At 32.8% G+C, this 12,637-nt stretch carries 13 protein-coding genes; 1 reads left to right on the plus strand and 12 read right to left on the minus strand.

Annotation, left to right across the window (positions count from 1 at the left end):
• Nucleotide 1: 1 nt before the first annotated feature.
• Both CQA62_RS00965 and CQA62_RS00970 read right to left on the minus strand, forming a co-directional pair.
• Nucleotides 2-667, minus strand: a complete 666-nt coding sequence (locus CQA62_RS00965) for a hypothetical protein (RefSeq protein WP_104723814.1) — start codon at nucleotides 665-667, stop codon at nucleotides 2-4.
• Between the two features lie 9 nt (nucleotides 668-676).
• Nucleotides 677-1,432 carry a J domain-containing protein gene (locus CQA62_RS00970; protein WP_104723816.1) on the minus strand — a complete coding sequence of 252 codons (756 nt, stop codon included), beginning with the start codon at nucleotides 1,430-1,432 and terminating at the stop codon, nucleotides 677-679.
• Nucleotides 1,433-1,507: 75 nt separating this feature from the next.
• Between CQA62_RS00970 and CQA62_RS00975 the strand changes: the two genes are divergently transcribed.
• Nucleotides 1,508-2,257, plus strand: a complete 750-nt coding sequence (locus CQA62_RS00975; protein WP_104723818.1) for a sulfite exporter TauE/SafE family protein — start codon at nucleotides 1,508-1,510, stop codon at nucleotides 2,255-2,257.
• Nucleotides 2,258-2,288: 31 nt separating this feature from the next.
• Here the strand turns inward: CQA62_RS00975 and CQA62_RS00980 are convergent, their stop codons facing one another.
• The 10 genes from CQA62_RS00980 to ruvC all read right to left on the minus strand — a co-directional run bounded on the left by CQA62_RS00980 (nucleotide 2,289) and on the right by ruvC (nucleotide 12,553).
• Nucleotides 2,289-3,227 (minus strand): alpha/beta fold hydrolase, encoded by a 939-nt coding sequence (locus tag CQA62_RS00980; protein WP_104723820.1) that lies wholly within the window; start codon nucleotides 3,225-3,227, stop codon nucleotides 2,289-2,291.
• Between the two features lie 46 nt (nucleotides 3,228-3,273).
• Nucleotides 3,274-6,102, minus strand: a complete 2,829-nt coding sequence (locus CQA62_RS00985; RefSeq protein WP_104723822.1) for an FAD-binding and (Fe-S)-binding domain-containing protein — start codon at nucleotides 6,100-6,102, stop codon at nucleotides 3,274-3,276.
• A gap of 173 nt (nucleotides 6,103-6,275) precedes the next feature.
• Nucleotides 6,276-7,124, minus strand: coding sequence for a glycosyltransferase family 2 protein (locus tag CQA62_RS00990; protein ID WP_104723824.1), 849 nt, complete (start codon nucleotides 7,122-7,124; stop codon nucleotides 6,276-6,278).
• A 31-nt stretch (nucleotides 7,125-7,155) separates the two neighbouring features.
• On the minus strand, nucleotides 7,156-7,413 hold the full coding sequence (rpsR, locus tag CQA62_RS00995) for a 30S ribosomal protein S18 (protein ID WP_104723826.1): 258 nt from the start codon (nucleotides 7,411-7,413) through the stop codon (nucleotides 7,156-7,158).
• Nucleotides 7,414-7,424: 11 nt separating this feature from the next.
• The gene (locus CQA62_RS01000; protein WP_104723828.1) at nucleotides 7,425-7,937 is read right to left on the minus strand and encodes a single-stranded DNA-binding protein; all 513 of its coding nucleotides are present in this window, start codon (nucleotides 7,935-7,937) and stop codon (nucleotides 7,425-7,427) included.
• A 15-nt stretch (nucleotides 7,938-7,952) separates the two neighbouring features.
• Nucleotides 7,953-8,378 carry a 30S ribosomal protein S6 gene (gene rpsF, locus CQA62_RS01005; protein WP_104723830.1) on the minus strand — a complete coding sequence of 142 codons (426 nt, stop codon included), beginning with the start codon at nucleotides 8,376-8,378 and terminating at the stop codon, nucleotides 7,953-7,955.
• A gap of 80 nt (nucleotides 8,379-8,458) precedes the next feature.
• Nucleotides 8,459-9,460, minus strand: a complete 1,002-nt coding sequence (holA, locus tag CQA62_RS01010; RefSeq protein ID WP_158653676.1) for a DNA polymerase III subunit delta — start codon at nucleotides 9,458-9,460, stop codon at nucleotides 8,459-8,461.
• On the minus strand, nucleotides 9,453-11,384 hold the full coding sequence (locus CQA62_RS01015) for an RNB domain-containing ribonuclease (protein ID WP_104723834.1): 1,932 nt from the start codon (nucleotides 11,382-11,384) through the stop codon (nucleotides 9,453-9,455). The genes holA and CQA62_RS01015 overlap by 8 nt, the downstream gene beginning before the upstream one ends.
• A gap of 55 nt (nucleotides 11,385-11,439) precedes the next feature.
• Nucleotides 11,440-12,069: an FAD-dependent thymidylate synthase gene (gene thyX / locus CQA62_RS01020; protein ID WP_104723836.1), complete on the minus strand. Its 630-nt coding sequence runs from the start codon at nucleotides 12,067-12,069 to the stop codon at nucleotides 11,440-11,442.
• Between the two features lies 1 nt (nucleotide 12,070).
• Nucleotides 12,071-12,553, minus strand: a complete 483-nt coding sequence (ruvC, locus tag CQA62_RS01025; RefSeq protein ID WP_104723838.1) for a crossover junction endodeoxyribonuclease RuvC — start codon at nucleotides 12,551-12,553, stop codon at nucleotides 12,071-12,073.
• Nucleotides 12,554-12,637 lie beyond the last annotated feature (84 nt).

Here is a 12,637-nt window from a genome sequence, read left to right on the forward strand (position 1 = left end):
ACTACTCCACATAATAAGCACGGATAAAGTAGCCTCTTTTTCCTTTTTCTTGAACGCTTAAACCTTCAAAAACTGTGATTGTTTGGAGAGATTTTTTAAGATATTTAATCACGCTCTTTGCTCTAAAAGATGCTAATCCCTCTTGCTTGAGTTCAGGGCTAGAACCTCCGTATTTTTGCTCATCAACTACACCACTTACTTCAAGTGCTACTATTTTTTTATCCTCTTTAAGCATCATTTCAACATTCTCAATCAAAGTTTTTACACACTCTTGGGGAAGTTGCCATTTTCCTGTTTTAGATTTATAGCACTCTACAACTAATTGAGTCTTTGGCTTAATAATATAACTAAGCCTTTGGGTCATGCTTGAAGCCTGTTTTTTAAGAGCTGTATTTTCCTCTGTAAGGACTTTAATTTGATTGTTTTTAATTCCAATTTGCTTAATAAGCTCATCCATCTCTTTTGCATTTGTGTCATGAGTCATATTGCTTTTTAATGTCTGGGCAATAGGCAGAGCATCAATTTGATTTCCTTTAATCATAAGATAGTAATACCCTACACCTCCTAAAGCTCCCAATAAAATCATAACACTAAAAAAACCTAGCAAAAATGTTACTACACCTTTTTTTTGTCGCTTTGATTGTGGATTGATGACTGTATTATCCATACTTACTCCTTAAAACTGACTTGCCCTAATTGCATTAAAAGCATTTTGAACCTGTAAAAATTTCTGATGATAGATTTGCTTAACTTCAAAATCGGCTAAAAATACATTGTCTGGATGATATTTTCGCACAAGCTCTAAATATTTTTTACGCACAAGGGCAAAATCATCTCCCACTCTAGAATCTAAAATTAAATAATTTTGTTCCATTGCCCTTTCCTCTTTTGTTGCAAACAATGAGTTTCTTCTGAAAAAATCAAAACTCAATAAAAGATTGCCCACAATTCTTTGTTCAATCAGATTCATAAATTTATCCCAAAATCCCTCTTTAGTGCTATCAAGCACAAGCTCAAAACCTTTGATTGATTTTACAAATCCACCAAAAAGTTGGATAAGGCAACGCTTTGTGCGATAATCTTGCTTTTGCATAATTAATTGAATCTCCCTAGCATTTTGCACCCTAGCTTGCACACACACCTTATAAACTGCTTGATTTTTTCCTACAATCTTAATACGTAAAGGGAGATGACAGAGCGAAAAAAGCTTTTGCAGATTGTAAGGAGAGTAACTATCGGGTAAATGGAAAATAGAATTAAGAAAATATTGTTTTTTAATTTTTTTACTATCATCAAGAATAAGAATGGATTTTGAGAGCTTATGAATGCTAGAAAAAAATTTATTAGCATCACTCAAAATTTTTTCCAAAAACGGGCAATATTCTTTGACAGAAATTTCGATGTATTTTGGATATATCTCGATAAAAATCAAACTCTTTCCTTCTCTTAAATATTGGTATTATTTTACAATTAAGATGAAAATTCTTAGCAGGTTTTTGGGGTTTTTATGGATTTTTTTTATCTTGCCTTACTTGGCTTTTTTTCTGGAATCTCTTCTGCTCTCTTTGGAATTGGTGGAGGAACAGTTATCATCCCTATCTTGTTGTTGATGGGTTATGATATGCCCTATGCTGTAGGAATTTCAATTTTGCAAATGATTTTTGCAAGCTTTTTCAGTTCTTATCTTAATTACAAAAAAAATCTTATTGATCTTAAAAATGGTGTTGTGCTAGGTATAGGAGGTTTAATAGGATCTAGTTTCAGTGGTGCAATTCTCACACATCTAAGCGCTCAGAGTTTGCATATTACATTTTTTCTCTTTACTTTTCTTAGTTTTTATAAATACTTTTTTAGTTCCTCCAAACACTATATCTATCAAGATTCTACACCTCTAAAGCGTTCAATTATTCTTCTACTCTCAGGGTGTATTGTAGGAATTTTTGCCTCTTCTCTTGGTATTGGTGGCGGACTTTTGCTCACCCCACTTTTAGGATATTTTTTGGGATTAAATTCTAAAGAAACCGTTCCCTTGGCACTCTTTTTTATCTGTTTCTCCTCAACTTCTGGAGCACTTAGCCTCTATGAAGCAGGGTTTATCCATATTCAATCAGGGGTAATTGTGGGAGTATTTTCTATGATAGGAGTTATATTTGGACAAAAAATCCTCTCTTTAATCTCAGCACAAACCCACAAACTGGTTTTAGGAGGGATTTATCTTGCTTCTATGGGAATTACACTTTATAAAATTTTCACTTGAGAAAAAGCTTTAAAGAATGTATAACAAATCATCATTTTTCTTTTAAACGATTAAAAAACTCTACAATCTCTTCTATGACAACTCTCTTATTACTCTCAAGCAATAATTCATGCCTTGCCCCACTATACATTCTAAGCTCAACATTGCAATATCCTTGAGAAGTAAGGTGTTTATAAGCCTTAAAAACTCCCTTGCCAAACTCTCCACAAGGGTCATCATCTCCACTCATAAACATTATGGGTAAAAAAGGATTTTGAACATTAGAATAGGGGGAGAAAACCTGCTTTAATCCACTAAATAAATTTTTAAAAGAATTGAGCGTAAAGCTAAATTGATAATCTGCCCTACTCTTAAATCCTTCTGCATTTTTCAATTCACGTGTTAGCCATGCATAGGAAGGGTTATGGCGATTTTCTTTTATAAATTTTTGATTAAAGCTTATAAGAGTGGCAAAATTCATTCCCTTTGATCCAAGGGATTTCATCCCAAAAAAATTAAGCATATCACAAAGAATCATTCCTACACCTGCAAGAGAATTTGGCGAGGGTGTACCCATAAGAATAAGTCCTGAAAGTTCATTTTCATATTTTTGCAAATACACTCTTGAGAGTAAACTCCCCATAGAATGGCCCAATAAAAAAAGAGAATATCCCTTAAAGCGATCTTTAAGAATAAGAGTAAGGGTGTGCATATCTTCTACAGCTCTCTCAAAACCATTTTCTCCCATTTCCCCCCATACCACTTCATGCTTCCCGCTTTTTCCACCAATACTCTCGCCATGTCCTCGATGATCATTAATTGCTACAATATAACCACTTTGACAAAGCGCTAAAGCAAGTTCTTCATATTTGCTCTTCTCTTCAATCATTCCATGAGCAATTTGCACAATAAAGCCATTAGGATTTTCACACTCATAGAGCAAGTAAGCAATCTCTCCAAAATCACTCTTAAACTTTAGATTCTTCCTCATTAAAACTCCTTAAAGAAAAATCCTAAGTATATCCACAAATATTTTTCTATTTGCTCACCTCATCAAGTAAATAAATAATATGCTGCCATACTTTGCCCGTATTCTCACTTAATCCTATTTCACAGGTGCTTGAGGTAGAATACAAGCGATTTGTAGGATTATTTTGGAAGTATTTTTTAAGACTTTGCAGTGCCATAGAGTTGAGTTCTGGATAAAAAAAGCCTTTATTTCCCGCAAAACCACAACACTGGGTATTCTCATCAATATAAACTTGATGGGTGGTGCAAGACTTTGCAATTCTAAGGACATCATCCATATAACCCCCCTTTCTTGTAGAACAAATAATATGTAATCCCACAGGATCATTAATGGGTGTGATAGAAAGATAGGGAAGAATAAATTTTTGAGCAAAGGTGGATAAATCATAGACTTTTAAACATTGAGCTTTTGCGGGTCTTTGGATCTGGGCGATGAGTTCTGCACTGCAAGCACTATGATCAAGCACAATAGGAATCTCTCCAAAATTTGAAGCATTAAGTAAAATTTTTAATGTTTCTTGAAGTGGAGTAATACTAGGGTCTTTGGGTGTGAAATCTCTAAAAGCCTTTCCACAGCACATTTTATTAATTCCATCTGGATAAATTACATCAATTTTACTTTTTGCACACAAACTCTCAAAAACTTCTTGAATACTTCTCCTGTCCCTTGCTTGTTCATTTGGAGAAAAAACACGATTAAGACAGGAAGTAAAATAAATCACTTTTTGAACATTTCCAGAGATTTTGCTTTGGAGTTTATAAGTATTGACATTAGGCATAAAAATAGGAGAAATAGGGGTCTTTAATCTTTTATTCATCGCAAAACTTAAAGATTTAAGATTTTTCTTTCCAATGACTTTAGAGATAAGATTTGAGCTTGCTACACCAAAACGTGCGAACTTAATAGTTTGAGAAATATTTTGTGAAGCTTTTTTTGCAATACTTAGAGCCATTTTTGAGGGGTGATTACACATAATACTTACTTTTCCTACTGAGATTTGCAAAGGACAAGCCATTGCACACATTCCACAAGTCGCACAAGTTTGCACTCCAAAATACTTATAATCTCTCTGTAATTGCTCCAACTCTTGTTTTTCTTCTTGTGTGGGATTATCTAGGCCTTTTAATCTCTCAATCTCTCTAAAAACTACAATTCTTTGACGTGGTGTAAGAGTAAGGTTTGTGCTTGGACAAAATCTCTCACAAAATCCACACTCCATACACTGATTGAAATCATCACAAATTGTATTACTGGGCTTGAGATTTTTAAGATGGATCTGAGGATCATCACTGATGATGACATCAGGATTAAAAATATGATCAGGATCAAAAATTTTTTTGATTTTACGATTAATTTTATAAGCCTTCTCCCCCCACTCTTTCTCTACAAATGGAGCAATCATTCTTCCAGTGCCATGTTCTGCTTTTGTACTGCCTTTAAGTAAAATGACAATCTCAATCATTTCTTCCATAAATTGACCAAATCGCTCCCTCTCCTCTGAAAGGCTTAAAATTGGACAAATAATAAAATGTACATTTCCACTTAAAGCATGGCCAAAAATCATTCCCTCAAAGTTAAACTTATCAAAAAGTTTTCCAATTTCCTCAATCCCCTTTGCAAAATTTGCAATCTCAAAACAAATATCCTCAGTAATCACTGTGCTTCCATCTCTTCTTCTTGAAGCAGCAAGAGGTAAAATAGCTTTACGAATTTTCCACCAAGAGGCCTGAATGTCTGGATCAAGACTAAAGTGAATTGGAAAGAGTGTAGGAATATTTTCAAGTAAGGAGGTAATGGTTTGAATATACGAGTGCATTTCTTCTTTCTCATTGCTCTCAAGTTGGATAAGTAAAGCACAATTTCCTTCTTTAATGTTTTTAAGCTGAGTAATCCCTTGAATTCCTTGTGTTGCCTTAAGACAGAAGTAATCCATAATCTCAGCTGCACTGACAATCTCTTGATATTTTGAGAGAAGTTCAATCGCTTTAGAGATAAGGGGAAGATTCTCATAAAAAAGCAAAGCACAGGCTTTATAAGCTTTATCTTCCACAGTATGATATTCCACTCTTGAAATAAAGCCCAATGTCCCCTCTGCTCCGACAAAGATATGATTGAGAATATCTTTAATTTGTGTAAAATCGACAAAGGTATTCAAAGAATAGCCCGTAGTATTTTTGATACTAAATTTTCTTGTAATTTCATTTTTTAGCTCTATATCCTCATTAATTTCCTTTCTGAGTTTTTGCAATTGTTCAATAAGCTGAGGATGAGTTTGGATAAAATTTTGAATATTTTGAGAATCTGAGGTATCTAAAATACTTCCATCTTCTAAAATTACGCGAATGGATTTGATCGTTTGATAGCTATTTTGCTTTGTCCCACAGCACATTCCACTTGAATTATTTGAAAAAATTCCTCCAATACTTGCATTATTAATTGTTGCAGGATCTGGACCAATTTTTTTACCAAATGGCTTAAGAGTCTCATTAGCATTGGCTCCTATCACTCCACACTCAAGCCAAATGCTCTCACTCTCCTTACCTACTTTTATCTCTTGCCAATCACTTCCGCATACAACAAGCACACTATCCCCACAAGCCTGACCACTTAAAGAAGTTCCTGAACCTCTAAAAGTTAAAGGGATACAATAAGCTTTTGCAAGCTTAATAATTTTCTGCACTTCTAGCTCATTGCTCGGTTTAAGAACAAGCTTGGGAATATAACGATAGCAAGAAGCATCAATCCCATAAGCAAAACGTTGGATATAAGAAGTGAGGATTGCACTCTTATCCATAGCATCTTGGCAACCTAATAGAAAATTTTTAAAATTTGACATATTCAATCCTTCCATAAAAATATTACTTTGAGTATGACTTATTTTCATTTTTATTCTGGGGCTGCTTCAATATAAGAGTCTTGTAAGGATGGCTGTATTACAAAAAGTAACTAAAATTTCAATATTTTTTTACTTTTGTACAACTTGGGAAAAACAAAAAAAAGGGGGGGGTGTTATTTGTATATCTTTTTTAAATGAATTGGAGGGATTTCTAACTCTTTTGCAAGACTTTTGGCTTTTTGCAAATACTCTTTTTCATTCTCATATCCATATGCACAAGAGGAGAGGAAATAGTAGGGTGGGTTTAATCTATGTAAAAATCCATTTGTCTCATAGAAACGATAAATAGCCTTAAAGATATCAAGCAAATCATAGCTTCTAAATTTTTTGTGATTGCTCATAATGCTCTTTTCTCTCTGACGATAATAATAAGGTTCTCCACAATATCGCACAAATTTGCTCACAAAGGGTAAGACCATATATAAAAATCCCTCATCTTCATAAATTTTGCCCTCTAAAAATTTTACCCCACTCCTATTAAGCAAACTTTTGGCAAAAAGACATCTCCACACTGCACCTCCTAAAATAATACTTTGAGAATCTACTTCTAATTCTCTTGGTTTGACTCTTGGTTTTAGTTTTGGCTCATCTAAGTCAAAAGGTACAATATGATCATTACACACAAACTCTACCCCAAAACTTTGAGCAATCTCTATCATTTCTTGTAAAAATCCTGCGGCAATATAATCATCACTGTCTATAAAGTAAATATATTCTCCCCTAGCTCGACTTAATCCAATATTTCTAGCCTGACTTAATCCTCCATTTTGTACACTTATGAGTTCAACTTGTTGATTGCTTAAATATTCTTTTGCAATGATTTCACTCTCATCTGTACTTCCATCATTAACTAAAATAATTTGTAAATTTGAATATGTTTGAGAAATAACACTGTCAAGACATTGTTTTAAATAAGGGGCAACATTATAAATAGGAATAACTACACTCAATAGTGGATTCATAAATATTCCTCCTCCCTAAGGGAGGAAAAAATTAAGAGAGTTTGAAAGGATGCTCTACAACTCTTTTTCTATCAATAATATAAGGAATCAAAGCCATATGTCTAGCTCTTTTGATTGCTTTCTCCACTCTCTCTTGCCATTTTTTTGTATTACCTGTAAGGCGTCTGGGCATAATTTTATATCGCTCTGAGAGAGAATGCTTAAGCATTTCTACATCTTTATAATCAATAAAATCGATTTTTGCCTCTGTATATCGGCAGTATCTTTTTGAATATTTTTTCTTTTCCATTTTAATTTCTCCTAGAATGGTATTTCATCATCATCAATATTGATTTCAGGAATATTTTGCGTGTAGGTTTCGGAATAAGCCTGTTGTTGAGGCTGATATGTATTTTGTTGTGGTGTTTGATAATTATTTTGTAGAGCTGCTTGTTGTGAAGCAGAAGTATTGTATTGCTCATAATTTTGAGAGTTTTGAGTATCTTGACGAGTATCAAGCATTTGCATATTCTCACCCATAATACTATGGCGACTTTTCTTTGCACCTGTTTGATCTGTCCAAGTTTCATAAACTAAACGTCCCTCAACAAGAACTTTGCTTCCTTTTCTCAAATATTGATTCACAACCTCAGCAGTCCGACCAATAAATTTAACATCAATGAAACAAGTTTCATCTCCCATACTTCCATCTTGTCGCTTAAATCTACGATTACAAGCTAAGCCAATTGTTGCAATTGCACTTCCGCTATTAGGAAGATAGCGTAACTCTACATCTCTTGTCAAATTCCCTATCATTACCACTTTATTAAACATTACTCAAACCTTAGTTTATTCTTCTTCCTTATTCGCTTCTTCAGCAACTTCTTCTTTCACTTTGGGTGTCTCTTCTTTCTTAGTAGGTTTTTTGACATACTTAGAAGGATTTTTTGCTTTATCTACCAATGTTTCCCAAGCTTTTTGTTCTTTTTTATTCTCATACTTTACAACGATAAATCTTAAAATATCTTCGTTGATTCGATAAAGTCTCTCAAGTTCTAAAATCAAAGAAGGCTCGGCTTTGAAATAAATAACAAAATAATAGCCTCTTTTATTTTTTTTAATTTCATAAGCAAGATGTCTCATGCCCATATCTAAGCAGGTTTCAATCTCACCACCATTTTTAATAATTGCTTCTTTGTAGAACTCAATTTTTGATTTGATCTCATCTTCTACAAGAGTAGGTTTAACGATAAACATCGTTTCATAATGCTTCATAAAAACTCCTTATGGTTTTAGCCTAACTCACAATTGTGTGTCAAGCAAGGTTCTTTTTAAAAAATAAAAAGCTCTTGATTCTAGCGTAAAATTTCTTGAAGTTTATTTAAAGCATAAATTGCATTACTTTCTTTGCCTTTACCTGAGAAGATTTTTTCTCTCCACTCAATGAGTGTTTGAAATATTTTTTGATATTGTTTTTCACGCATACTTTGTGCCTCTTGAATAAGTTTATTCTGTATAAAAGATGGGGGAGCATAACCTAAAACTTCTTTTGCATCAAATTTTCCAAATGCTCTCATATACACAAAAACTAAAAATAAGCGATAAAAATAATTTTCCATTCTTGCTAAGAGTTCCATCTCTCCTATTCCCTCTTCTTCAAGTCTATTATAGAGTTTAAGCACTTCAAACCCCTTTCTCTTAAGCAATGCCTCAAGTAAGTCATCACTTTCCACTCCTCCTAGAGATGAGCAAAGAAACATGAGATCTTTCTCTGTAATTTCTCTTGGATAAAGAGTGAATTTTTCTAACTCTTGTAAGACAATAGCAATATCCCCATTTTGGAGATCTAAAAGAATAGAGAGTAATCTAGGATGAATCTGCACTCCAAGCTCATTGGCTCTTTGAACTAACAATCCTATACATTCACTTGCACTAGGTTCATAAAACCTCACTTCAATAGCTCTTTGTGCCTTAAACACTCCTGCCATTTCTTTACAATCTCTTGAATATTCTCCTGCGCTCTTTTTTTCATTTTTATAAAATTCAATGATTAAAGAATTATCTGGATTTCTAGAAAGTGCTTCTAAAAGTGCTTGGATTTCTTTTTTAGAAATTTTTTTTTCCACTTTTAAGATTGCAAGCAAACGATCACCAAAAAGTGAGGATTGATTGAGTAGTTCATAGACTTGCTGAAAATGATATTCATCATAATAAAAGATTGTTGTATCTTCTTTTTGTGCAAGTTTTGGGGCAATAATTTTAGAGTAATACCCAATCCAAAACTCTCCTTCTCCATAAAATAAACTCGCTTGAGGAATAAGAGTTTTAAGGTATTGATCTAAGTCTTTTTTAGTCATTAATTCTCCCATAAATTTTTGCATGAGCAAGATTAACTTCTTCAATAATAATGTCAAAAATATCAAATTTTTCACACATTATCTTATCTCTTAAAACTATTCTTGCACTATTAATTTTTTCTAAGGCTTGGGTAAGGATAGGAAATTGTGTATCAATCACACTCACTTTTAGACTTTCCCCTAAATGTACCTTTGCCCAATGAGCAAATTTTCTATCTTTATATTCCATTTCAGCTCTTGCAATTTTTTTTTCACTCTCATTCAAATTCTTACAAAGTGATTCGATTCCCTCACTCAAATAAACAAGTTTTTTACCCCCTCTTAAATGATCTTTAAGCAAACGATGCAAAAGTAAATCACTATAACGCCGAATAGGAGAAGTAAAATGAGTATAACTTTCAAAACCTAAACCAAAATGCCCTCGATTTTCACTGCTATACAGTGCCTGATTTTGAGATTTAATAATCATTTTATCCACTTCCTTTTCTATTCCTTTATTTTTAGCCCAAGTTTGAATAGAAGTAATGAGAGAGTGAATATCTTTATTTTTTCCCTCAAATCCCAAACTTTGTACAGAAGAAAGCAGTTCAAAAACTTTTTCCTCCTTCATTGCTTCATGAATTCTAAAAATTCCTTGTATATTAAGACTTTCCATAAGCTTAGCACTTTGAATATTGGCAAGCAACATGGCTTCTTCTACAATATGATGGCTAACTTTCTCTAAATTAACTTTAACCTTTTTAAGACTTGTATATTCATCAAGTTCAAGTTTAATTTCATCTCCAAAAAATGTATAGCCTTTTTTCAATCTCTCTGTAAAAAGTTTAATAGCATAAGGATAAAAACTCTTAATACTTTCCCTTATATTTTGTGGAATATTTTCTGTCTTATTTTCTTCAATAAATGCATCAACTTGCTCATAAGAAAGATTGTAATGATTAAGAATCACTGCTTCAAAAAGTGAAGTTTCTTTAATTTTAGCTTCAGAAGTGAGTGTGATCTCCCATACAAAAGCAAGTCTTATTTTTCCTTCCTTAAGTGAGCAAATATTTTCACTTAATTCTCTAGGGAGCATCGGAATACTTTTATGAGGGAGATAAAGACTAAACCCACGCTCTCTTGCTTCTCTATCAATAGAACTTTCCTTACTCACATACTCACTCACATCTGCAATAGCAACATAAAGTTTTTTTTCTTTAGAATTAAAATAAATTGCATCATCATGATCTTTTGCATCACTTGGATCAATTGTACAAAAGGGTAAATGTGTTAGATCTCTACGATGGGGATAAAATTCAGTATATACATCCTCTCCAAAACTCTGTGCTAAAGCAATGGATGAAGAAGAAAATTCTTCTTTAAAGTTATAAGAGCAAAGGATAATTTTTTCATCAATTCTCTCATCTTCAAGTACTCCTAAAATTTCAAGAATTTCTCCATTTCTTACATCTACTTTCATCACTGTGTGAGGTGGGAGAGAATTTAGAGCTTTCTGCCTAGCTTTTAGTGGAATTTGTAAGGGTTTTTCCTGTGTACTTTTAAGCTCAAGTGCACAAATTTTTCCTTTGATTTTTTCAAGATAAACTAAAGTATATGTTAAAGGACAATATAAAATACTTATTAATCTTACTCTTGTACTTTTTGAAATTATTTTGACTAATACAATATCTCCACTCACTATACCCTTAAAAGCTTTCATAAGCTTAAAATCTTTTTGATGAGTTGGACAAAAAGATTTAAGAAAAATTAAATCCTTCCTAATTACATCAAGCTCACCAATTGCATAACCCTCTTTAAGGATAAAGATTTTTCCTTTTTTACTGATTGCATCAAGTTTTTGCAAAGCATAAAAAAGGGAGTGATGCTTTTTAGGAATTTCTCTCAATCCCCCACAGAGTTGTTTTAAAAAATCTTTAGTTTGCATTTTGAAGTTTTTATCCTTTTAAAAAGTAGGATTAAAAGCATCAGAAAATGCTCTTTTAATGCTCTTCACTCAAGCAAGATTCAAACAAAAACTTATGTTTTTCTGGCAGTGCTTCATAAAGTGCATAAGCAAGTCTTCTAATCTCCCATAATGCTGCTTTTGAACTTCTTAAGATTAGGAAGTTTTTTAATGCTCTTGCATTCACACTCCAAGCAAGAGCCGTCTTATAATTCTCAGGCATTGCATACTTAACATAATCCCCTATAATCCCTTCAAATAAAAGCTTTTGAAGATTTTCAAGTGCAAGAATTGAACTCTGATCTACAGCCTCATTACCTGTAAGAACAAGATATTTTTGAGCTACTGCTTTAATATTCTCTTCAGATTTAAGTTCTTTGAGAGTATAACGGGAAGATTTTACAGAAAGAGAAGCATGACGATGGCGCGCAAGCTCTTGTAAACATGCTCTAGAAATTCCATCAATTGCAAAATTATAAGTAAGATGTTCAGCGACTGAGCCATGTTTATGTTTATTTAAAATTCGATCCAAAAAATCTTGATCAACTTCAAGAATTTCATCTGTGGGTTGTGGATAGCATCCTCCTCTATCTTGAGATTGCCAACAAGTTCTTCCAGCGCTTACACAAATTGAGAGTGGAGTGTGAAAAAGTAATTTGACTTCCATTTTATCTCCTAATATTAAGTTTGATTCTTTGAATATGAGTGATTCCTACAGCAATGGCATCAGTAATATCTAAAGGTTTAATTTCTTTAGTAATCCCTAAAAGTTTTTTAACCATAAAAGCAACTTGAATTTTATCTGCTTTTCCCTTACCTGTAAGAGCCTTTTTTATTTGCAAAGGAGTGTACTCATAAAAATATCCAATTTCTTGAAGAATTTTAAGACTTAATGCTCCACGAAATTGAGCAAGTTTAATCACACTTTGAGGATTATAAGCATAAAAAATATTTTCTATTGCAACTTCCTGAATACTATGAGATTTTAAAACTAAATCAATTCCTTCTACAAACTCTAAAATTTGTGCTTGTAATTCTCTTTCTTTAATTTTAATTAATCCTGCTTCAATCAATTTAATTTTGGAATTTTCATAATTTAATATTGAATATCCACAATTCCTACTTCCTGGATCAATTCCCATAATATTCATCCAAAAACTACCTTATAATTCATATTAAAAACCAAAGAATTATAACTTATTCACATTTTTATTCACATTGTGAAAACTTATAAA

Source organism: Helicobacter cholecystus, assembly GCF_003364215.1.
Taxonomy (GTDB): Bacteria; Campylobacterota; Campylobacteria; order Campylobacterales; family Helicobacteraceae; genus Helicobacter_G; species Helicobacter_G cholecystus.